The following is a 20,613-nucleotide window of genomic DNA, read 5'->3' on the forward strand; positions in this document are numbered from 1 at the left end:
CTACCGAAACGTGAAGTCAGAGAAAGAGATCTAGGCGAAAGTAGATCGGTGTTTCCCGCTCGCTCAGCGCAGCGGGGCGCTCCAGCGAGTGGGCCAGGGTCACCGACGTCGCAACATGCTGACCGCGGGCGAACAGCTCGACCGAATTGCTGGACACGCGACCGTGCTGGTCGCCGTTGTAGCGATCACCCCGGATCACACCTTGGTCGTAGCCCAGGCCAATGCCGTATTGGTCAAGCACGGGGCGTAACCAGGCGAGGTTGACGGGACGCGTCCAGCGCAGGTCATTGCGCCAGTAGCCGCCGCTGTCGCCAGACAGGTTCTGGTCCCTGATCCCACGCATCGACGACTGCCCGCTCAAGCTCATGCGTTGCGGGCTGAACAGCACATCTTCACTGCGTTGCCCCGTGGCCAAGCTGGTGAAGCTGAACGCTTCGCCCCACAGGTTGAAGCCCTGCAGGTAACTTGCGGTGGCGGTGTACTTGCGATAGCGATCGTTGGGGTCGCCGTGCTGTTCGATCTTGCGACTCTGCGCGTCGAGGGCACCGATGCCTCGTTGCATGCCCAGGTCGAGGTTGACGAACGCATTGCCGATACGCCGGCCGTGGTTGATGCCTAACTGGGCTTCGCTGATGCGATTGCTGCTGACTTCCAAGCGGCTGCCATTCAAGTAGTTATTGCTGCGCAGGTACGCCAGGCCGCCGTTGATAGACGTTTTGCTGACCGAGTCGCGATGTATCACGCGCTCGGCACGAAACTGATGGTTCTGGCTGTCACCGTTTTGCTTGAAGGCAAACCCATTACCGAAAGCCTGTGAGCCGTATTCGCTCTGGCTGTAGGAATAGTTGAAATTCCACCATCCCCACGGCACGTTGTAGTACGCCGTAGTGCTTTTGGAGCGGCGATGATGGTCGCTGACCGCATCGTGGCTGCCGCGCAGTACCAACTGGTCAGCCAGGCCCAACGGGCTGTCCCAATCAAGACCGGCGCCCCACTGCTGCCGACCGGTGCTGCGCTGGCCATCGTTGTTGCGCGACAGCGAGGCGCGCCAGGGCTTTTGCGCGGTGTTGCTGACGAGCACCGTGCTGCCCCCCACCGCTTCCCCAGGCGCCAGCTCCATTTGCGCGCGGTTGGACGGCAAGCGGTTGAGCTGGTCGACCAGTTGCTCGACTTCGCGCAAGTTGAGCAACTCACCCACGTGACCTGGAAAAGCCATGTTCAATTCGCGGGACGTCAGGCCACTGTCACCGGCAGGTCGGATGCCCTCCAGGCGGCCTTCTACCACTTTAATCTTCAGGACCCCGGTCGAGAGGTCCTGTTGCGGCAAATAGGCACGACTGGTGACTAGCCCCCGTTGCAGATAGCGATCGGTGACGATCCTCAGCAACTCGTCGAGCTGCGCGACACCCAGGCACTGGTTCAGATACGGCTGTACGAGTTCGGTTTTTTGCGCGGGACCCAGAGCGTCGGCGCCCTCGATGTCGATACGCTGGATGGGGAAACAGCGGGTGTCCTTCACTGCAGGAGACGCAAGAGGGCTGCCTTGCTCGCCGGGCAGGTTCTTGAGCTTCTCGAGGCGCTGCCGCTGTTCTTCCAGCAGGCGATCCTGACGGTCGCGGATGAAGTCTTGCTCGCCCGGGGTAGTGGGCGCTGCGAAGACCTGCGTTACATAAAAAAGAAAAACCACAATACACGAACTTGCCCGGCGCCCCGCCCCTAACCACATATTCAATCCTTGATGCCAGATAGGCAGTGTGATTACTTGAAAGGGGCGCGATGATAGGAAGGCACTCTATTAACGTCAAGATGAGGACCCATGAATTCAACAACTTTCAGAATTGTCTGAATTTTATAGGCGCTTCAAGCTTGTTTTGAAAAATGACAACTCTCGCGAACGACTTTTCCTACAGGTCAAATCCATATCACCCATAGGCAAAAAGTATTATTAAGTGTGTAAAGTTACATTGATGCGGGATATACAAATAATCCTGTCGAATGACAATAAGAACTTCGGCAACGCCCATGGGGTACCGGAATGGCCGCAATGGCGTCAGCCCTGCCTTCCCCTCATCCACTGCTCACTCCCACAGAGCCGAAGGGTCCCGCCGATTCATGTGGAAGGCCCCCGTCATCTCGCCCTATCGGATCATCGGTGCCCCACGCAACCGATTCAACTGCGCAGCCCCCATCTTCAACAAGCGCGCCGGCTTGCCCTTGGCCACCTCGTCAACACTGTCGTCAGGCCCCAGCCGCGCCAATTGTGCCGCCAGATTCATCGCCAGCGTATCTCGGGAATACACGCCACCGCCCAGCTGGTAAACCGCGGCAATCAGCTCGCGCAATTCCAGCGGCAACCGCCAGCGTCGGCGCAGCTCCGAGCCGAACGGCGCACCGAACGTACGCAACGCCTTTGCCGTTTCGCCGTCCTCCAACACGCCTCCCGCCAGCCGCCACTCCTGCAACACGCGCAACACCGCCAGATCCCCCAGACAATGCAGCAAACCGGCGCAATAGCAGCGTTCTTCATCAGTATCCAACTGACGCGCCAAGGTCCGGGCGAATTCGGCGGTGTGCAGCGACAGGTTCCAGTACACCTCCGCCTGCTCGGCCAACTGCGGATCGCTGAGCCTGGCACTTCGCTTCAGAGTCAGGCCCAGAATAAGGTTCATGCTCTGGGTCGAACCCAGCTTGGTCAGCGCCTGCATCAGGGTCTGCACCTGTGCCGCGCCATGGAGCGATGCGCTGTTGGCTGCCGAGATCAGCACTGCCGTCACTTGCGGGTCGCTGCGCACATCCGCTTCGAGGATTTTCAGGTTCAAGCCATGGGGATTGAGCGCGCGCTTGACCGCCGCCTGTACATCCGAGAGCAGCGGTGCACCATCGCTGTTCTGTCGCCGGCTTTCCAGATAGGCATCCAGCGTCATGCCGGGGGTCAGCGTCGGGACCTCACACGCCACCTCCTGGCCCACTTCCAGCAACAGCTTGTGCAGGCGAGCCTTGAGGCCCTCCATGTTCAACGGTTTGGTCAGATAGGCCGTCGGCGCCAAGGGCAACACTTCGCGCACGCTGGCGCTGTCACTGCGGTCGCTGAGCAGGATGAACGGCAACGCCGGCTGACGATTCTGCTTGCGCACGCTGCGCAGCAACGCCAGCCCATCCACCCCCGGCAGCTCTCGGGCGGCAATCACCAGGTCGGGCAGGCGACGCAGATGGTCAAGGGCTGACGAGCCATCCTCGCAAACGTCGAGTTCAGCGTCACAGCGCACGCTGAGCAACATTTGCGTGAGCAGGTCGCGCATCCACGGGTCGGCTTCGGCAATCAAGACCCGTGGTGTCGAATGGGCTACAGCGGTCATCTACGTTCTCCTGGGGAGTGCCAGCGCCCCTTGCCAGGCCGCATTCCTTCAACCATTAACGGCTGCTTTAGCCAATAGTGCAAAAAAAAACCCGCCGAGGCGGGTTTTTTCTGCAGCCGGTCACAGCCTCGGATGAATCATGGCGTCAGCTCCACGATATCGCCCAACCGTCACGCCAGCTCGGCAAAGCACTCTTCGATGATTGCCAGACCTTGGTCCAGCTGCTCGTCGGGCGAGGTCAGCGGTACCAGGATGCGCAACACGTTGCCGTAGGTGCCGCACGACAGCAGGATCAAACCCTTGTCGCGCGCCTTGGCCACGATCTGCGCCACGGCAGCGGCGTTTGGCTTGTGGGTGTCGCCGCCTTCGAACAGCTCCACCGCGATCATCGCGCCCAGAGCGCGCACGTCACCGATCACCGGGTACTTGGCCTGGATCGAACGCAGGCCAGCCACCAGGCGTTCGCCCACGGCCTTGCTGCGGTCCAGCAGGTTCTCTTCCTCGAACACCTCCATCACCGCCAGGGCGGCAGCGCAGGCGATCGGGCTACCGGCGTAGGTGCCGCCCAGGCCACCCGGAGCGATGGCATCCATGTACTCGGCTTTGCCGCACACACCGGCCAGAGGGAAGCCACCGGCGATGGATTTGGCGAACGTTGTCAGATCCGGCGCGACGCCCATCTGCTCCATGGCGAAGAAGGTCCCGGTACGGCCCGCGCCGGTCTGGACTTCATCGGCGATCAGCAGAATGCCGTGCTGGTCGCACAGCGCACGCAGGCGCTGCATGAACGCTTTCGGTGCGACGTAGAAACCGCCTTCACCTTGTACCGGCTCGAGAATGATGGCGGCGATGTCGCGGGCCTCGGCATCGTTCTTGAAAATGCGCTCGATGCTGGCAATCGAATCATCGATGCTCACACCGTGCAGCTCGCAAGGGTACAAGGCGCGGAACACACCGCCTGGCATCAGGCCCATGCCGGCCGAGTACGGTACGACCTTGCCGGTCAGCCCCAAGGTCATCATGGTGCGACCGTGGTAGGCGCCGGTGAAGGCGATCACGCCTGCACGGCCGGTGGCGGCACGGGCGATCTTGATGGCGTTCTCGACCGCTTCCGAGCCGGTGGTCACCAGCAGGGTCTTCTTGTCGAAGTTGCCCGGTACCTTGGCGTTGATCTTCTCGCACACTTCCACGTACGGCTCGTAGGCCAGCACCTGGAAGCAAGTGTGGGTCAGCTTGTGCAGTTGAGCTTCCACCGCAGCGATCACCTTGGGGTGAACGTGTCCGGTATTGAGCACCGCGATGCCGCCGGCGAAGTCGATGAACTCGCGGCCTTCGACGTCGGTCACCGTGGCGTTCTTCGCCGAGTCGGCAAAGATCGGGTGAATCTGGCCCACGCCACGGGGGACGGCGGCCATGCGACGCTGCATCAGGGATTCGTTGGTCTTGCTCATGACATTCCTCATTCGCCGCTCATCGGTCGGCGTGGTTCAAGGATAAAGCGGCCGGTTGAAACCGCAGCAGCATACGATGATCGACTGCTGCGGCTGCCGGCCGCCAAGGGTGTCTGCGCGGCGGGTTACACCGAAATGCAGAGGTATTTGATTTCCAGGTAATCTTCGATGCCGTACTTGGAGCCCTCACGGCCCAGGCCCGACGCCTTGATGCCACCAAACGGTGCCACCTCGTTGCTGATCAAGCCGGTATTGATGCCCACCATGCCATATTCCAGCGCCTCGGCGACACGGAATACGCGGCTCATGTCGCGGGCATAGAAATACGACGCCAGGCCGAACTCGGTGTCATTGGACATGGCGATCACTTCGGCTTCATCCTGGAAGCGGAACAGCGGCGCCAGTGGGCCGAAGGTCTCTTCCTTGGCCACGGCAGCATCCTTGGACACGTTCACCAGCACCGTCGGCTCGAAGAAATTGCCCTGCAACGCGTTGCCGCCAGTCAGCACCGTCGCGCCTTTGCTCAGGGCATCGGCGATGTGTTCCTTGACCTTGGCCACGGCCTTGTCGTCGATCAGCGGCCCCGTGGTGGTGCCGTCTTCCAGGCCGTTGCCGATCTTGAGCTTGCTGACCGCCACCTTCAGCTTCTCGGCGAACGCGTCATAGACACCGTCCTGCACGTAGATGCGGTTGGCGCAGACGCAGGTCTGCCCGTTGTTGCGGTACTTGGAGATGATCGCGCCCTCGACCGCCTTGTCCAGATCGGCGTCGTCGAACACGATGAAGGGCGCGTTGCCGCCCAGCTCCAGGGAGACTTTCTTGATGTCCTTGGCGCATTCGGCCATCAGCTGACGACCGATTTCAGTGGAGCCGGTGAAGCTCAGCTTGCGCACGATCGGATTGCTGGTCAGCTCGCTGCCGATGTCGCCGGCGCTGCCGGTCACCACACTGAACACGCCTTTGGGAATGCCCGCACGCTCGGCAAGTTCAGCCAGAGCCAAGGCGGAAAACGGCGTCTGCGAAGCCGGCTTGAGCACCATGGTGCAGCCCGCAGCCAACGCCGGGCCTGCCTTACGGGTGATCATCGCTGCCGGGAAGTTCCACGGGGTAATGGCTGCGGTCACACCAATCGGCTGCTTGATCACGATCAGGCGTTTGTCGGGCTGATGGCCCGGGATGGTGTCGCCGTAGACGCGCTTGGCTTCCTCGGCAAACCACTCGATGAACGACGCCGCGTAGGCGATCTCGCCTTTGGCTTCGGCCAGCGGCTTGCCCTGTTCCAGGGTCATCAGCCGGCCCAGGTCGTCCTGGTTCTCGATCATCAGTTCGAACCAGCGGCGCAGCTTGTTCGAGCGCTCTTTGGCGGTCAGGGCACGCCAGGCCGGCAACGCCTTGTCGGCAGCCTCGATGGCGCGGCGGGTTTCGGCCGCGCCCATTTTCGGCACGGTGCCAAGGATTTCATTGGTGGCCGGGTTGTTGACCTTGATGGCCTGGCCACTGTCGGCGTTCTGCCACGTGCCGTCTATATAGGCTTGTTGGCGGAACAACGAGGTGTCTTTGAGCTGCATGTCGGCTTCCTTAACGGCACCATGCGCGACGGTGCGGATTGTGATTATGGAAAGGCGCCCGGGCTGAAGTACAAATGCCCCATGGGAATACCCACGCGCTTCAGCACCCAGACAAGAGCGTTTGAAATCTCAAACGAATCCTAGGTTCTGTGGGGTGAAAGGACAATAGTCTGTTCGAAAAAAAGAACGAACTGGGCAGCTTCGACCGCTTTTTCCGATCACCCCAAAGCTGTGACCGCAACATCCCTTAAACGATGTACCCCTCGTCGCAATAGACGCCCACCCCCGACATGGGTATTATGGCGCCCGCGTTGCACCAGTAGCTCAGCTGGATAGAGTACTGCCCTCCGAAGGCAGGGGTCGTGGGTTCGAATCCCGCCAAATTTCCCACTTCCTTCAAACCCAGGTGGGTTGCGGCTGAACCTAGGCCGAGAAGGAATCTGAGCAAATGGGGCATCGAGTGACGCACTGACGTGGGGCATCGCAAAGGTGCAACGCATGCAGTCAAACCCATCAAACCTTTCGCTAAATCGACACGGCACCTACTACTTCAGGATCGTCGTGCCAAAACCGCTGCGCCAAGCATTGGGTATCCAGCGAGAAATCCGCCGTTCCCTCAAAACCGATAGCCGAAGGCTGGCGCTTCGACGTGCACGGCAGTACGTTGCACGCTACGAGATCGTTTTTGATAAGGTGCTGGCCGTGGTTGACCGAGACGATTACCAACCTTCTGAAGAAGACTATGAGCTGTATCTCGCCGAGTTGGAGCTTGCGGAGCGCTCGCCGGACTGGAGCAACAGCGCAACGCCCCATACAGGGGAGCCAGCTTTCGAATCGGCACTCACCGACGATGAGTGGGAAGAACACGATCACGACTTACGGCGGAGGCTAATTGCTCAGACTCTGACGGGACGGCCACATCGGATGATTCCGAAAGCTCAAGAACAGCTCGCTAGCATGTTGTTCGATAAGGGTTTGAACCTGCCGCTCCCGTATTTTCGGACCGTGCTACCAAGGCTTGTGGAAAACCTAGCCTTAGGTCCTGAACTGATCCCTATGGGAGCCGCACCTTCGAAGCTGGCGGAACCCAAACCTCAAGCGGCGGCGCTAAGTGTTTACGAGCTCTGGCAACTTCAGTGGGATACAGATGCGCGGCTAAATAGAGGCGCGCCAAAAAGCCAGAGAACCAGAGAAGACGAGCAGGGGCATGCGTGCCGTCTGAGCATCCTCAGTCGCGGAAAACCCTTCAACCAGCTCACCCTCGAAGATTTCGAGTGGATCTATCAGGCTATATTTGAGCTACGGATGAGCCGCGGCAGCAAGCTGCCACCACCAGACGCCCCCGTAGACTCAATCATTGCGAAAGACGGGGAGCGGAAAATCTCGGACAAGACCGGTGCTAAAGTCATGCTCCGGCTGTCAGTGCTTCATGAGTTCGCGCATCGGAAAGGGTTTACCTCGATTCATCCTGACACTCCGGAGCGGCCAAAGCTTAACGACGACAGGCCAGGCGCCAAGCCAGTGGAGAAGGCATTTTCGAATGCAGACCTCAATGCGATTTTCACTGGCTATCTCTATCGGGGGACAGAGCTAGATCGTAGCAAGTCAGTGGCTCCCTATCAGTTCTGGCTGCCGTTACTAGGATTGTTCACCGGAGGTAGGCTTAATGAGCTGTGCCAACTCAACGCGCTGGATATCGCTCAGACGACGGACGGGATCTGGACCATCGATATCATGGATGACGAACAGGACCGGCCACTCCCCAAGTCTTTGAAGAACCGCGCCAGCCGAAGGATTCTGCCAATCCACAGCGAGCTCGTTCGCATGGGTTTTCTAGACTTTGTGCGAGAGGCCGTTGAGGAAGGTCGAGAAAAATTATTTTCTGACGGGCTCACTTATCGAGACAAAAAAGGGTGGGGCAGCAACGCCACCCATTTTTTTTGCCGCTTCCCTAGCCACAGCACCACTGCAGCCGGTTATTTCTTCAAACAAGGCATCCGAGTCCGAGACTCAAAGGGCGACACGGACCGGAAGAACTTCCACAGTTTCCGCCACACATTTGCAGACCTCGCTCGGCGAGCCGGCGTCGAGGCGTTCCTGATCCTACCTGACATCATCGGTCACTCACGCGCACACGAAGGCACGACTGCACAGTACGGAAACGGATTCACCCAGGCGCAGAAACGCGAGGTACTTGAGAGCTTAGAGATCCCTGTAGACCTGTCAGGAATCACCTACGCAGGATTCCGCGACCGCTTTAGCGGTCAATTGGCATCGAGCAGAGATCGCCATCGTGCGAAGTTCGGGCTCAATCAGTCGGAATAATTCAAGCCTGCTCACGTTGGACAGGGATGATCTGCCCGCCGAGCATCAGATGAATGCTACTCATCGGCGCGCTGGCTATCGTTCTGCCATCACCTGTAATCTTCCCCCATATGCTACCTCGCGTGAGGCGGAGAAAGGTTTATGGTGCATTACAGCGATGATCACGAGCGAATCTTGACGCTGGTATTTGAGGAGCGGTGGCTGGGCTTCAATAGCGAGGACAATGATCTATTGAAGTCATTCGTCTACACGGGCCATATTCACGCCCGCCCTGTGCAAGGCCATCCTGGTAGGTACAGGCTAAGCCTCACTGAGCGAGGCTCTCTATACCTGTCATACCTTCGGAGAGAGCCTCGCTTGGTACCTGTGGAGCCAGCGCCCGCTTCTTTGATTCCTATCCGGCGATCATCTGACCCTCACGTCGAGAGGCGCCACCCATAGCCCCGCTGAACCAAAGTAAGCATCAACTGAAATCGATACTTTAGTTATACAGTAACTATTTTTCGTACAACCGGCGAAATCTGCTCCGTGGGTCCAGACTCTGAACTCCTTCGGAGGGATACGCTAATGCCCACCTCAATCCCGATAACGTTCGAACTCCTGCAGCTCGCCAGCAATAGGAGCATCATCATCCTCAAAGGCGATCGCCGTTTCTGGCTCGAAACGTTGATCAAGTCCGGACACATAACGACTGATGCTCCGCTAACACCGGAGACCCACATCGTCTGTGCATCGCTAACGGCTGAAGGGCAAGAGTTTTTGATGTGGCTGCACAAGTAGAAATTTTCAGAATCTCCGCCACACTTGCCATTACCTTGGAAACTGTGTCCCCGCCGCTAGGACAGACCGTTCTCATGATGGCTTGGAAAAATGAATTTGAATCGATTGGAGCATAGGCGGCTCCTAAACCTGATCCACGCAGAGGAATGGCTCTCGTTCAGCACAAGCGACGTTGCGACGCTTCGCTACCTAACCTTCGCGGGATTCATCGCCAAATTACCTGTGGAACGCGGATCGTCACAGCTTCGCCTTCGTGTTACGGCACCGGGCTACCGGTACCTGGCGACGCTGAACTCTTAAGTAAGCAAGCGTCGAATGAGCTGCTGACTCCCTTTCCAGTTCCAGTACGGGTGACAAAGTAACCTAGAGACCGGGGGATCCTCCTAGCCGTACGACACGTTGCGGACATTTCCAACCCAACAGGTCGCCCAGTGAACATCCATCAACTGCATCATGCACATGGTCTCCATCTCTCCCAATCCCCAAGTCGGATAGTTTCGTTGATCTGGAAGAGCCAATCGTACAATCCCTGCTGCTTACCAGACACTTCACATATACAGCCGATTACGGTGACAAGCTTCGTCACGCCGTGATCACCTCGGCGGGCTGTGCTTACTTTCAATGGCTCCATACGCATGGGCCTGCTACAGCGCCCTAACATCGGCCTACTACCGACGATCCTGAGTTTTAGACCTCTTTTGCGACCCTGCCCCATCTCTCCCCCTCATCATCACGCCGCCCACCTTCCGTGGCTGGAGTACCTGACATCACATCGGGCACACGAAAGAGTTTGTGCAGCGACAGAACACAGTGGGGATCATCTAACGACCGTTAAACGATACCTCGCTGACCAATGGTATCTAGGATCATGAAATTAGGCTTTAGGCATTGTTGATACCTTGGTACACTGATACCACGTTAAACGATACGGAGTCTCAACGATGTCACGCACCTTTCTGTACTGCCGGGTCAGCACTTCCACTCAGTTCACTACAAACCAAGTGCAGGAAGTGAAAGCCGCAGGCTTCGAGATCCAACAGAGTCGAGTGATCGAGGAAACAGTCTCAGGTAGCGTTGCCGCAAGTGAGCGCGCCGGCTTTCAAAAGCTAATGGACCGCATGGAGTCCGGCGATGTGCTGATCGTCACCAAATTGGACCGGTTGGGCCGGAATGCTATGGACGTCCGTCTAACAGTCGAGCGCCTCGCGAAAATTGGTATTCGTGTGCACTGCCTCGCCCTTGGGGGTGTAGACCTCACGAGTGCAGCGGGCAAGATGACAATGCAGGTACTGGGAGCCGTTGCTGAATTCGAACGCGACCTGCTTATCGAGCGTACTCAGCAAGGTCTTACTCGCGCAAAGGCTGAAGGCAAAACGCTGGGGCGCCCTCAGGCGACAGACACCACCGCATCTGTGCAGCGCCTGAAAGCAAGAGACATGACACAGGCTCAAGTTGCTAACGAGCTTGGTATCGGTATAGCGACTGTGAAACGCCACTGGAACAAGGCCTAAATCTTTCCCTTGGACCTTCGCGAGATATTTTGAGATTCCAGGCTTAGCGCGAGCAGGCAACCCGCAAAAACCCGTTAGAGCTACTGAACCACTAACACTTTGATTTTCCTATGGATTGTCAGCCATTGTACTTCAAAGCCTGCGCGACAAACCGTGCCGTTATCAAATAAACGCTTGCAACTTACTGAAATCGTTGAAATTTCTTGATAGACGCTAGACGTAATTAGGCATACGATTTGGAGTGCCTGCTATGGTCAGCGGCTTACTCATTACTCACTCGACAATCACCCTTAAACATCAAACGAGACCACTGATATGACCCCAAACCTATTGATCCGAAGAAGGAATACCCGCAATGAACACATTGGAAAAAAACGCAGCTGACTTTCTCAATAACCCAATCGCCTCCTACAGTCGATTGGCCGAACAGTTGAACATCACCAATCCTCGCAGTGACGGTGTTCGCTGGACCAAGGACTCGGCGTACCACTTCTGCCGCACCCACGGCATTCGTTCTCCCCGTAGATGCCGTAACCAGCCACACGCCAGCATCACCCAGCGCACGCACAAGCGCAGGTCGATCATCCAACAGCTATCCGATGCCCTCCTCGCATCTGGAACCCCTCTCGCATCACTCGCACCGTTCAACATTGGCGAGATAGCGCGCCTGAGTGGTCATTCGCCCGCAACCATCAAGAGCAACTGGTACCGGCTAGAACCCGAGCTGCTGGCGCTTGCTGGCCTACCGCCCAAGCCTATCGTGCTCGGCATGTTCTCCTGAGAGGTGATAGTCATGGCAGGCAAAAAGACGCCCCCGGATCAAAGCGTACAAGTGGTCGTGCTGAGAGAGGCCGGGTATACCCTATCGGCCATCGCCGACCGTCTGGGCATGAGTGTGAGTACCACGCAGCGCATCATCCGCAGGAACAACGCAGTGGCTGGCGCAACCTCTGAGGCACTTGTCTCCAAGGCCCGAGAGCAAATGCTCAACTCATCGTTCGCCCTTGAAGAGATTCAGATGTCGGCGGCAGCGATGGTGCTCGATGACTTGTCCATAACACGACAGATCCGCGCGAAACTCGCTCTGTCAGTTGATCAGCTTGATGTAACAGCACCGACAGCGTTCAGATCGCTCGCAGCAGCAAGCACCTCTCTCAAGCTAACCCAGGACGTTTACCGGCGATCATTGCCGATGGACAAGCTCGAAGAGGCGCTCGAAGTGGAGCAACTGCCAGAGTTGCACATTCGCATCATGTCGGAGAACGATGTAGCGGTGATGAGGGCGCAGCAACGCAGAGAGGATGCCGAGCTGAATGGGGATCTAGCGGGTATGAGCGACGAGGACGAAAACCTTAAATGGTTAGCAGACCGTCGCGCAGCACAGACCGAGCAGACAGATGAAGACGACGATCTAGTGATCGAAGGATGACTTGAGGTTGACCGGGCTACGGGCATGGTCAATCTGTCAAAGTCTTAGATTTACTGTAAGGATGTGACTGCACTGGGCCTGCTGCCTAGACCGTCATTTTGAAAATCAGAGAACAACTCCTGTGAGAGTTAGAGATGACCCATTCATCAACGGTTGCAGACAGCATCAAGGCCACATTGCCAACGGATCAAACTGAATCCGGTGAAGAACCGGGAACAGCGGGGGGCGTCGACCCGAACGCTCAAGCTGATTTGCAAATCGGATCTGAAAGGCAAAAAGCCGTAAAATCGAGATCGTCAAAAAGCACTGCTACGGTAGGCGGGCTGGTGTATGCGAAGGAACACAGCATGCACAAGAGACGTATGTTGGCTAACTCACTTCACCTCCCAGACAAAGGCATCAGAGCAAAGACCCTTCTAAACGAGCCTCTACCTACCGAAGCCATACTCACGCCCTGGAAGAAGGCTGATGAGTTCACGAAGCTCGCAGCAGCAGCCGGACCGCTTTACTGGATGGCTCAGCGCAGAGGTTGGGAGCTGAAGACCTTCACCTTGATCCTGAATCACGATCTGGATGACAGACTAAATCGAGGTGACGCCACTGCTTTGACCTACATACGAGATCAGATCACTCGCCTTGTTCGAGCATCAGTATCACCAAGGTCTGAGTTCCTATACGGGATAGAAAAAGCGCCTGCTGCCCTCTCCGCATCATCCAGCCGCCGCCGGTGGCACCTCCATGGTTTGATGATTGGACCACCCGGATTCTCAGCTGCAGGTAAAACACCTCTCAGGCTAGCGCTGCGAGCCCTGAAAGGCGAGGCAGATACCGACCTAATGTTCCAAACTCCAGGTGAAAAAATTGGGCGTTCGAAGCAGTCTTCCGCGATGAGCTGGTGCTTCTATGCAGTAAAAAATGGACTCACGCTCGACGTAAATCCGGACCTCCAATCCAAGTACGACGTTCCGCCGGGCAAGCAGGCCTTCCTATCGTCGCTCCTGAGACGAGAAGCGCATAGGTGGCACGAAGGTATGCGGCACGGCAAAAATGCCTCAGAGCTCATCGTAGAAGCTCCTGGACTGTATGTTTCGTTAACCTTCGGCGTCTGAGTACAGCATCATGGGCATACAAAGAATGCTTCTATCGGTGATAGCAAAGAACTATCACAGGCGATCTTTGTAAAGAAAAAAATACATAAAAAACGCAAGCGCCGGTCGGAATTGCTCCTTATAATCTGCCGCCCTTCGCTGATACCGAACGCGCAGTGATGGGTAGAAGATAAATCCAAAGGGAATTGTTCTGATCCATGACCACGAACGTCTACGACCGCACCACCGGCTTCATCACCAGTGATTCACGATGGTCAGTCGAGAGAGATTTCGCGATCATGTACGTTGATGACACAGGCTTCGATAAAATCGAAGAGGCGCGCGGAAAGGTCTTCCTATTCGCAGGCGATTCTGAAATTATCCAGCTGTGGAAAACGTTTTTGAGGTCTGGACCTCTGTCGTCGCACGGTCGTCCTAAGATCGAAGGCATCGCGATTTTGATCGCCGAAGCAGATAGCGGTCGACTGGTCTACCATTACGGTCAGGACATACTGCTTCCTGATTCTGAAGCGCCAACGACGAGTTTTGCAGGCTCTGGGGCACGGTCAGCAGCACAATGCTGGCAGGCGAATAATTGCGCGCTGAGAGCCGTCGAGACAGCTAAAGGTTTCGATGTTTTTAGCGGTGGTGAGGTCAAAATGTTTGAACTTTCCACTGGCAAGCACAACCTAAACGATCAGATTGACGTGAAAGATTTGAAAGCCGCGTTCATCAAAAAGGGGATGGTCATGTTCACCGCTAATAGCCAAAAGCCCGTGACAGTGCAGGAAGCCGCCGCCAACGACGCCCGCGTTGCACAGATTGTCACATCCATTGCTAACGGCAGTGTGTCGCTGAAAGCACCGTGTGATGCTATGTATAACCAGCCAACGCATGCTGACAAGAAACGACTTGACGCTGCGCTGGATGAAATCTTCGGCTGATCGCCGATGAAAAAAAACCCGCTTAGGCGGGTTTTTTGCTATCTGTGGTCTGCGATGGGACGCGACCTACCGCCTGTAGCTCATATGGCAGCACAGAGCCCAGCTCGATGTCCTACGTAGAGTGGCAAGCACGAATGCGGCATTAGCTGGCTACGATTGTTGATTGAGCTTTCTCTCGACAGCCATCAACACGAGTCAATTCCATCCCGGTGCCCCCGCTCCTCATTGAGCCCCCCCCTACGAAACTACCTTGTGAGGTCACTGATGGGTAAAGACATGGACCCTTTTCGCGCCAAGCACTCCGAACTCAACCAGAAGCATCTGGACGCCCTCACCGATGAAGGGATGGTGATTCTCAAAGTACATCTTGTCATCGAAGAATTGCTTCGTGATTTCTGCGGCGCCGTCGTCCCAAATCCCAAGCACCTACGAGAAGCCCGACTGACATTCAAGCAGACCATGCTTTTAGCTCGGTCACTCACAGATCATGACATCGACTGGATATGGGCTGTCCTGAGAAATTTGAACCGGATGCGCAACCTGATGGCGCATGCGGTAGAGCCCTCTGAAGAAGAATACTCTAGGTGCCGCAACACCATCATCCAGCTCGTCTCGGAGGCCCGCCCAGGCGGTCGCCCAGACTCCCTGAAAGGCGCGCTACAGTACGCTTATGGATGGCTCGGCGGCATGCTCTCTAACCTTGTCACGACGAAGCATCTCCGACCGCAAGTTAAATCGTAATTTCCCTGAGTCAGTGGCCGAGCTTCATCAGCAGTATTTCTTTGATCTCGACTTGATCGTGGAAATCGGCGTACTCCACGAAGCTCATCGCACCACTAGACTTTGTGATGTCGAAGCCAGAAGCCACGATCCGGCGCACCTCGCTCACATTTCCCATCGATATCGCCTTCATAAGATCTTCAGGGCTGATGTGATCCGGGAGCTTAGCCAGGGGCACGTCAGATCCGGCGATTGGAGCAGGACGTGTGGCCGCGACAGACCCGAATCCATACAGCATGACTCCGACAACGATGAATGCTATCGCCAGCATCAAAGAGTTCTGCTTCTCAGAAACGAGGCCGACGTTGTGGACCCGCATGCCTGCCGTTGAAGATGACATGTAGACATCGCTCACCGGAACGCTGGTATCCATGTACATCGCCATCATCAGCATCACGAATCCCACAACACCGATTACCAGCCCTGCATTTTTCATGTTCATGTCGGCTATCCCTATGCGCCCGCATTTGATAAGCGCTCGCTCGAAAATAACGGACGACACCCATGCCAACCCGGCCTGACGTCGCACGTTCCCTATCTACCGGCACTGTGACTCTAAAATGAGGGCGAAAATTCCTGCCTTACAGCAGCAAAATCGATGCTTGAACGGCGTGTGACATCGCCCTCCGGAGGTCGAAAGCACTTGTCAGGCGAGCGCTTACAGCCCATCAAGAGTGTAAAACGGGACCCTAGACCCGACGCCCCAAGCCAACGGACCGCCCTACCACCCCTGCTAAGGAGTTAGTTGACGAGATAAGAACAGGTATGCGGTATATGGCAACGACGCCTCAGAACTCATCGCAGGAGCTATAAAGCGGTATGGAGCGTAAGGTGGGGTCGTGCCGTCGTAACCAATAGACATGCTGCAATCGTTGTGAATCCATCCACACGCTCGATGCTCGCTAGCATGACAATGATATTGTAAAGCCACTCAGCCTACGGAAAGCCGCGTATGTTCAATCTCCTCGTCAGCGCCAGCCCATGGGATCAGCCCCGTAAGACCTACGCCTCGTCCAGGGTTCTGCAAAGCGGCTACAGCTCGGATCAAGTACTGGCAAGGTTTGCCCCGTCCGGTATCGTGAACTTCGATGCACTTAAAGAGCTGCCTACGCTTTTCGTGCAGGAAACCTCTCAGCACTACCCAGACCAACTGGCAAGGGTAGGAACTATCCTCAGCGTTCGTACCAGTGGTACGGAAGTTGCGATCGAATATCGCTTCGACCAGGAGGTCAGGCCGATTCCCCAGAATGAGTTGATTCGGATGGAACATCATTTGGGGATCGTTTCAAATCCCAGGCGAGGTTTTGGAGAGTTGTCCACGACACACTGGGCCGTCAAAGACTTCAACCTATACCGGGCACTGTTCATCGCGCAACCAGGGAGGGATCGGACGCCGAAGGTCTTCACGCTCCCTGAATCGGGTATCGTACAGTTTGACCAACTCTCCGCCATGATGCCTTTTGACAGTAGCTTTTCAGGCGTTTTTCAAGCTATTCGCAGGGCAGCTCAACGCGTGAACATGAGGTGTGATCGGGTTGATGGCATCTGGGAAAATCATGCCGTAATCCAAGATGTCATCAGCTTGATAGACCGTTCTGCCTTCGTAATCTGCGACTGCACGGGCCGTAATCCCAATGTGTTTTACGAAATCGGTATCGCGCATTCGTTGGGCAAGGAAGTGATTTTGATCACGCAGAACGGTGACGACATCCCATTTGACCTCAGACATCTCCGCTATCAGCGGTATTTGAATAACAACGAAGGCTTGACGGACCTGGAGGAAAGACTATTCCAGCGACTTCAAGCTCCATTACAACAGCTGTGATCGCCCCTCGCATCGACGTCGGTGCCCCCGTGCTGCTATCCGGCCAGAGGTTTTCTGAACCCCCGAGCAATCCAAGCTCCGACTAGCCCGGCGATGTACAGCAACCCGCAGAGAGCAATCCAACCGCCTGTCAATTTGGCTACAGTGACAGGCCGCTGCTTACTGACCTTGTCCATGAACTCAGCATGATTCGCTTTTGATTGCTCGATTTCAATCAGACGCTCTGACACCGGGGTCTGTGCCAGCACCTCTCTAAGCAACCTATTGGACCCCTGTATAGGGCTCTGGATGACCTTTATCTCGGCTAACTTTTCGTCGATCGTTTCCTGATGCTTCTGATTGAGATGTTCGTCGGTTGGGATAAACGTCCGATAGAGGTACACCGGCACCAACAAGAGTACGACACAGCACACGATCCACGCCCTTTGCCAACCATTCATACCAGCACCTCCAGCGCCACTGAAATCCATATCTGTGATGCAAGCAAGTCAGCGGTGCAGGCTAATGAGGGTGATTCCTTGAACATTTGTAGCTCCTTTTTCGGTGAAAGATAGCCTTCGGGATGACGTCAGTAGCAAAGTAGATGCTAATCACAGTATGTAAACGGCGACATTTGGTGAATGCCTATTTCACCAAGCCAATGCCCCCTTATTTCCATTTTTTGCCGCGAACGTGAAGCGACGCAGGTTACAGCTTGGGCTGACGCAAGAAACCCTAGCAGAGCATGCGGGGGTTCACCGGACCTACGTGGGAATGCTTGAACGGGGCAAGAAAAATCTGACGATCTATAACATATGGCGACTGGCGAACGCTCTCAATGTTAAAGCCGCCGACCTTCTAATCGAATAGACGGTTACACACCACAACGGGCGAACTCTCGTATGCTTCCACGGCGCGACCGTACCCCTGGATGATCTTGCTTTGTGTCAACGGCATAGCTAAGGTCGTGTGACATCCACAAGCCTCTCTAGGTGTGACACCGATACCAAATTCCATACCCACTGCTGCTAGCTGGACGCCCACCCCCGACATGGGTATCATGGCGCCCGCGTTGCACCAGTAGCTCAGCTGGATAGAGTACTGCCCTCCGAAGGCAGGGGTCGTGGGTTCGAATCCCGCCTGGTGCACCATTGATTCAAACAGAGAAAACCTCAGGTGAAAACCTGGGGTTTTTTTTTGCCTTCCTTTATGAGCAGCTCTTATTCCCGCTTCATCGGGGACGGCGCTGCATGAAGATGTGCTCCCTGAAAATCGACCTGACGGTTTCCGCACTGGGCAAGCATCTGTGGGGGCGTAGCAGTTGCAACACGGCGTAACGTCGGACTGGCGAACCTTGTCGGCTGACTGGCGTCCGACCTAGGCAAGCCCATCGTCCGAGGTCCGCCTATGAAAGAAGCCATTGCCAAGAAGTACCGTTTGATCATCAAGACCATGGGCTACGTGGGATGGTCGTTGTTCTGGCTGCTGCTGTGGGACATCGCCGTCACGGTCGATTTCATGCTGTTTCTCAATGCCAAGCTCAGCTTGCCGATCATGCCGTTGACCCTGCTGGGTTCGGCGCTGATCGTGCTCATCAGTTTTCGCAACAGCAGCGCCTATAACCGCTGGTGGGAAGCACGCACCTTGTGGGGCCTGTTGGTGAATGCGTCACGCAGCTTCGCCCGTCAGGTGCTGACGTTGATCGACGATCACGAAGATGAGATCAACCCGGTCAAGGCCACGCTGCTGCGCAGACACGTTGCCTATGTGAACTGCCTGGCCGCCCATGTGCGACATTCGCCTTGCCCGCCGGAAGTGGCGGCGTTCATTTCCGCCGAAGAATTCGGGCGTCGCGACAGCACCAATAACTTCTCCAATGACATCCTCACCGGTTCGGCCGCGCTGCTGGCCAAGGAATACAAGGCTGGGCGCCTGGACAGCATTCGTCTGGCACGGCTGGAGTCGACGCTGGTGGACATCTCCAACTGCCAGGGCGGCATGGAGCGTATTGCCAATACGCCGTTGCCTTATCCGTATGTGTATTTCCCGCGGCTGTTCATCACCGTGTTTTGCTTGATCGTACCGATCGGGCTGGTGGAGTCGCTGGAGTGGTTCACGCCATTGGCGTCGACGGTGGTAGGGTTCATGCTGCTGGCGATCGAGCGCATCGGTACCGATCTGCAGAGCCCGTTTCGGGTCAGCGAGCATCAGATTCAGATGGATGCGTTGTGTGAGAACATCGAAAAGAATCTGCAGTCGATGCAGCGGGATGCGCAGGGGGATATCGATGGCGGCTGGTCCCCTCACCCCGCTCCCCTTTAGGAGCAGCATCCAGCCGCGAAGGCATCGGTCCAAACGCCGCCACTTCCAAGTTCATACGGGGGTGGCGGTGAGCCAAATCTTTCCAATCAGGAGCCCTTCATGAAAGCTATCGCCTACAGCCAGAACGGCACACCCGAGGTCCTCACCGATCTCGACCTGCCCACCCCCACTCCCGGCCCGCGTGACCTGCTGGTGCAGGTGCAGGCCATTTCGGTCAATCCGGTGGACACCAAGGTTCGCACCGGGGCCGCCGTCACCGAGCCCCGCGTGCTGGGCTGGGATGCTGTGGGCGTGGTGCAGGAGGTCGGCAGCGACGTGACCTTGTTCAAAGCCGGCGACACCGTGTTCTACGCCGGCGCCATCGACCGCCCCGGCAGCAACAGCGAGCTGCATCTGGTGGACGAGCGTATCGTCGGTCGCAAACCCAAGAGCCTGGACAACGCCAGCGCTGCTGCCCTGCCCTTGACCTCCATCACGGCCTGGGAGCTGCTGTTCGATCGCCTGGGCGTCGCCGAAGGCACCGGTGAAGGCCAGAGCCTGCTGATCATCGGTGCCGCCGGCGGCGTGGGTTCGATCCTCACCCAACTGGCGCGCAAGCTGACCAAGCTCACCGTGATCGGCACCGCGTCCCGCGAGCAGACCCGCGCCTGGGTCACCGATCTGGGCGCCCACCATGTCATCGACCATAGCCAGCCGCTGGTAGAGCAGTTGCAGGGCATTGGCGTCGGCCAGGTCGACTACGTCGCCAGCCTGACCCACACCGACAGTCACTTCGAACAGTTGATCGAAGCCCTGCTGCCCCAAGGCAAGTTGGCCCTGATCGACGATCCGAAGACCCTCGATGTGGTGCCGATGAAGCGCAAGGCGCTGTCCCTGCATTGGGAGCTGATGTTTACCCGCTCGCTGTTCGGCACCCCGGACATGATCAAGCAACACGAATTGCTCAACCGTGTCGCCGATCTGATCGACCAAGGCGTACTCAAGACCACCCTGGGCGAGCACTACGGGACCATCAACGCCACTAACCTGAAGCGCGCTCATCAATTGATCGAAAGCGGCAAGGCCAAGGGCAAGATCGTGCTCGAGGGGTTCTGAGGGTACGAATCGCCACAGGGGCCGGTCGGCGCTGATGTGTGCGACTGGCCTGGCCCCTTCGCGGGCAGAGCCCGCTCCCACAGAGGGTGTGGGGTACTGCCTGAATCTGACGGGCATTGACTGGCTATGAGCGGATCTCCAGCGATGTGAAGACCCCTGT

At 56.8% G+C, this 20,613-nt stretch carries 17 protein-coding genes and 1 tRNA gene; 12 read left to right on the forward strand and 6 right to left on the reverse strand.

What is annotated here, in order from left to right; all coding sequences use genetic code 11:
* Positions 1 to 16: 16 nt before the first annotated feature.
* The 4 genes from B3397_RS02270 to gabD all read right to left on the reverse strand — a co-directional run bounded on the left by B3397_RS02270 (position 17) and on the right by gabD (position 6,375).
* A complete protein-coding gene (locus B3397_RS02270; RefSeq protein ID WP_414704334.1) occupies positions 17 to 1,726 on the reverse strand; it encodes a ShlB/FhaC/HecB family hemolysin secretion/activation protein in 1,710 nt (569 codons plus the stop codon).
* A gap of 412 nt (positions 1,727 to 2,138) precedes the next feature.
* Complete coding sequence (locus B3397_RS02275; RefSeq protein ID WP_296246873.1) at positions 2,139 to 3,356, reverse strand: HDOD domain-containing protein; 1,218 nt, start codon at positions 3,354 to 3,356, stop codon at positions 2,139 to 2,141.
* A 170-nt stretch (positions 3,357 to 3,526) separates the two neighbouring features.
* Positions 3,527 to 4,807 carry a 4-aminobutyrate--2-oxoglutarate transaminase gene (gene gabT, locus B3397_RS02280; protein ID WP_296246875.1) on the reverse strand — a complete coding sequence of 427 codons (1,281 nt, stop codon included), beginning with the start codon at positions 4,805 to 4,807 and terminating at the stop codon, positions 3,527 to 3,529.
* 125 nt (positions 4,808 to 4,932) lie between these two features.
* On the reverse strand, positions 4,933 to 6,375 hold the full coding sequence (gabD, locus tag B3397_RS02285) for an NADP-dependent succinate-semialdehyde dehydrogenase (protein ID WP_296246878.1): 1,443 nt from the start codon (positions 6,373 to 6,375) through the stop codon (positions 4,933 to 4,935).
* A 498-nt stretch (positions 6,376 to 6,873) separates the two neighbouring features.
* Here gabD and B3397_RS02290 point away from each other — a divergent pair, with 498 nt between their 5' ends.
* The 7 genes from B3397_RS02290 to B3397_RS02320 all read left to right on the forward strand — a co-directional run bounded on the left by B3397_RS02290 (position 6,874) and on the right by B3397_RS02320 (position 15,193).
* Complete coding sequence (locus B3397_RS02290; protein ID WP_296246879.1) at positions 6,874 to 8,700, forward strand: site-specific integrase; 1,827 nt, start codon at positions 6,874 to 6,876, stop codon at positions 8,698 to 8,700.
* Positions 8,701 to 10,421: 1,721 nt separating this feature from the next.
* Positions 10,422 to 10,991, forward strand: coding sequence for a recombinase family protein (locus B3397_RS02295; RefSeq protein ID WP_296246881.1), 570 nt, complete (start codon positions 10,422 to 10,424; stop codon positions 10,989 to 10,991).
* 355 nt (positions 10,992 to 11,346) lie between these two features.
* Positions 11,347 to 11,772, forward strand: coding sequence for a hypothetical protein (locus B3397_RS02300; RefSeq protein ID WP_296246883.1), 426 nt, complete (start codon positions 11,347 to 11,349; stop codon positions 11,770 to 11,772).
* 12 nt (positions 11,773 to 11,784) lie between these two features.
* Positions 11,785 to 12,420 carry a helix-turn-helix domain-containing protein gene (locus B3397_RS02305; protein WP_296246886.1) on the forward strand — a complete coding sequence of 212 codons (636 nt, stop codon included), beginning with the start codon at positions 11,785 to 11,787 and terminating at the stop codon, positions 12,418 to 12,420.
* Positions 12,421 to 12,554: 134 nt separating this feature from the next.
* On the forward strand, positions 12,555 to 13,529 hold the full coding sequence (locus B3397_RS02310; protein WP_296246887.1) for a hypothetical protein: 975 nt from the start codon (positions 12,555 to 12,557) through the stop codon (positions 13,527 to 13,529).
* A gap of 197 nt (positions 13,530 to 13,726) precedes the next feature.
* Positions 13,727 to 14,452 (forward strand): hypothetical protein, encoded by a 726-nt coding sequence (locus tag B3397_RS02315; RefSeq protein ID WP_296246889.1) that lies wholly within the window; start codon positions 13,727 to 13,729, stop codon positions 14,450 to 14,452.
* Between the two features lie 264 nt (positions 14,453 to 14,716).
* A complete protein-coding gene (locus B3397_RS02320; protein WP_296246891.1) occupies positions 14,717 to 15,193 on the forward strand; it encodes a hypothetical protein in 477 nt (158 codons plus the stop codon).
* Positions 15,194 to 15,203: 10 nt separating this feature from the next.
* Here B3397_RS02320 and B3397_RS02325 read toward each other — a convergent pair whose 3' ends face one another.
* The gene (locus B3397_RS02325) at positions 15,204 to 15,674 is read right to left on the reverse strand and encodes a hypothetical protein (protein WP_296246893.1); all 471 of its coding nucleotides are present in this window, start codon (positions 15,672 to 15,674) and stop codon (positions 15,204 to 15,206) included.
* 510 nt (positions 15,675 to 16,184) lie between these two features.
* On the opposite strand from B3397_RS02325, the gene B3397_RS02330 reads away from it, so the two are divergent.
* Positions 16,185 to 17,057, forward strand: a complete 873-nt coding sequence (locus B3397_RS02330; protein ID WP_296246895.1) for a hypothetical protein — start codon at positions 16,185 to 16,187, stop codon at positions 17,055 to 17,057.
* Between the two features lie 35 nt (positions 17,058 to 17,092).
* On the opposite strand, the gene B3397_RS02335 is transcribed toward B3397_RS02330, so the two are convergent.
* Positions 17,093 to 17,497 carry a hypothetical protein gene (locus B3397_RS02335; protein ID WP_296246897.1) on the reverse strand — a complete coding sequence of 135 codons (405 nt, stop codon included), beginning with the start codon at positions 17,495 to 17,497 and terminating at the stop codon, positions 17,093 to 17,095.
* A gap of 232 nt (positions 17,498 to 17,729) precedes the next feature.
* On the opposite strand from B3397_RS02335, the gene B3397_RS02340 reads away from it, so the two are divergent.
* From B3397_RS02340 to B3397_RS02355, 4 genes are all read left to right on the forward strand, one after another.
* Positions 17,730 to 17,906 carry a helix-turn-helix transcriptional regulator gene (locus tag B3397_RS02340; RefSeq protein ID WP_349679013.1) on the forward strand — a complete coding sequence of 59 codons (177 nt, stop codon included), beginning with the start codon at positions 17,730 to 17,732 and terminating at the stop codon, positions 17,904 to 17,906.
* Between the two features lie 204 nt (positions 17,907 to 18,110).
* Positions 18,111 to 18,187 (forward strand) — tRNA-Arg (locus B3397_RS02345).
* A 256-nt stretch (positions 18,188 to 18,443) separates the two neighbouring features.
* Positions 18,444 to 19,358, forward strand: a complete 915-nt coding sequence (locus B3397_RS02350; RefSeq protein WP_296246899.1) for a bestrophin family protein — start codon at positions 18,444 to 18,446, stop codon at positions 19,356 to 19,358.
* A 99-nt stretch (positions 19,359 to 19,457) separates the two neighbouring features.
* The gene (locus tag B3397_RS02355; protein ID WP_296246901.1) at positions 19,458 to 20,453 is read left to right on the forward strand and encodes a zinc-binding alcohol dehydrogenase family protein; all 996 of its coding nucleotides are present in this window, start codon (positions 19,458 to 19,460) and stop codon (positions 20,451 to 20,453) included.
* Positions 20,454 to 20,613: the final 160 nt, after the last annotated feature.

It is taken from the genome of Pseudomonas sp. UBA4194 (genome assembly GCF_002379585.1).
Classification (GTDB): Bacteria; Pseudomonadota; Gammaproteobacteria; order Pseudomonadales; family Pseudomonadaceae; genus Aquipseudomonas.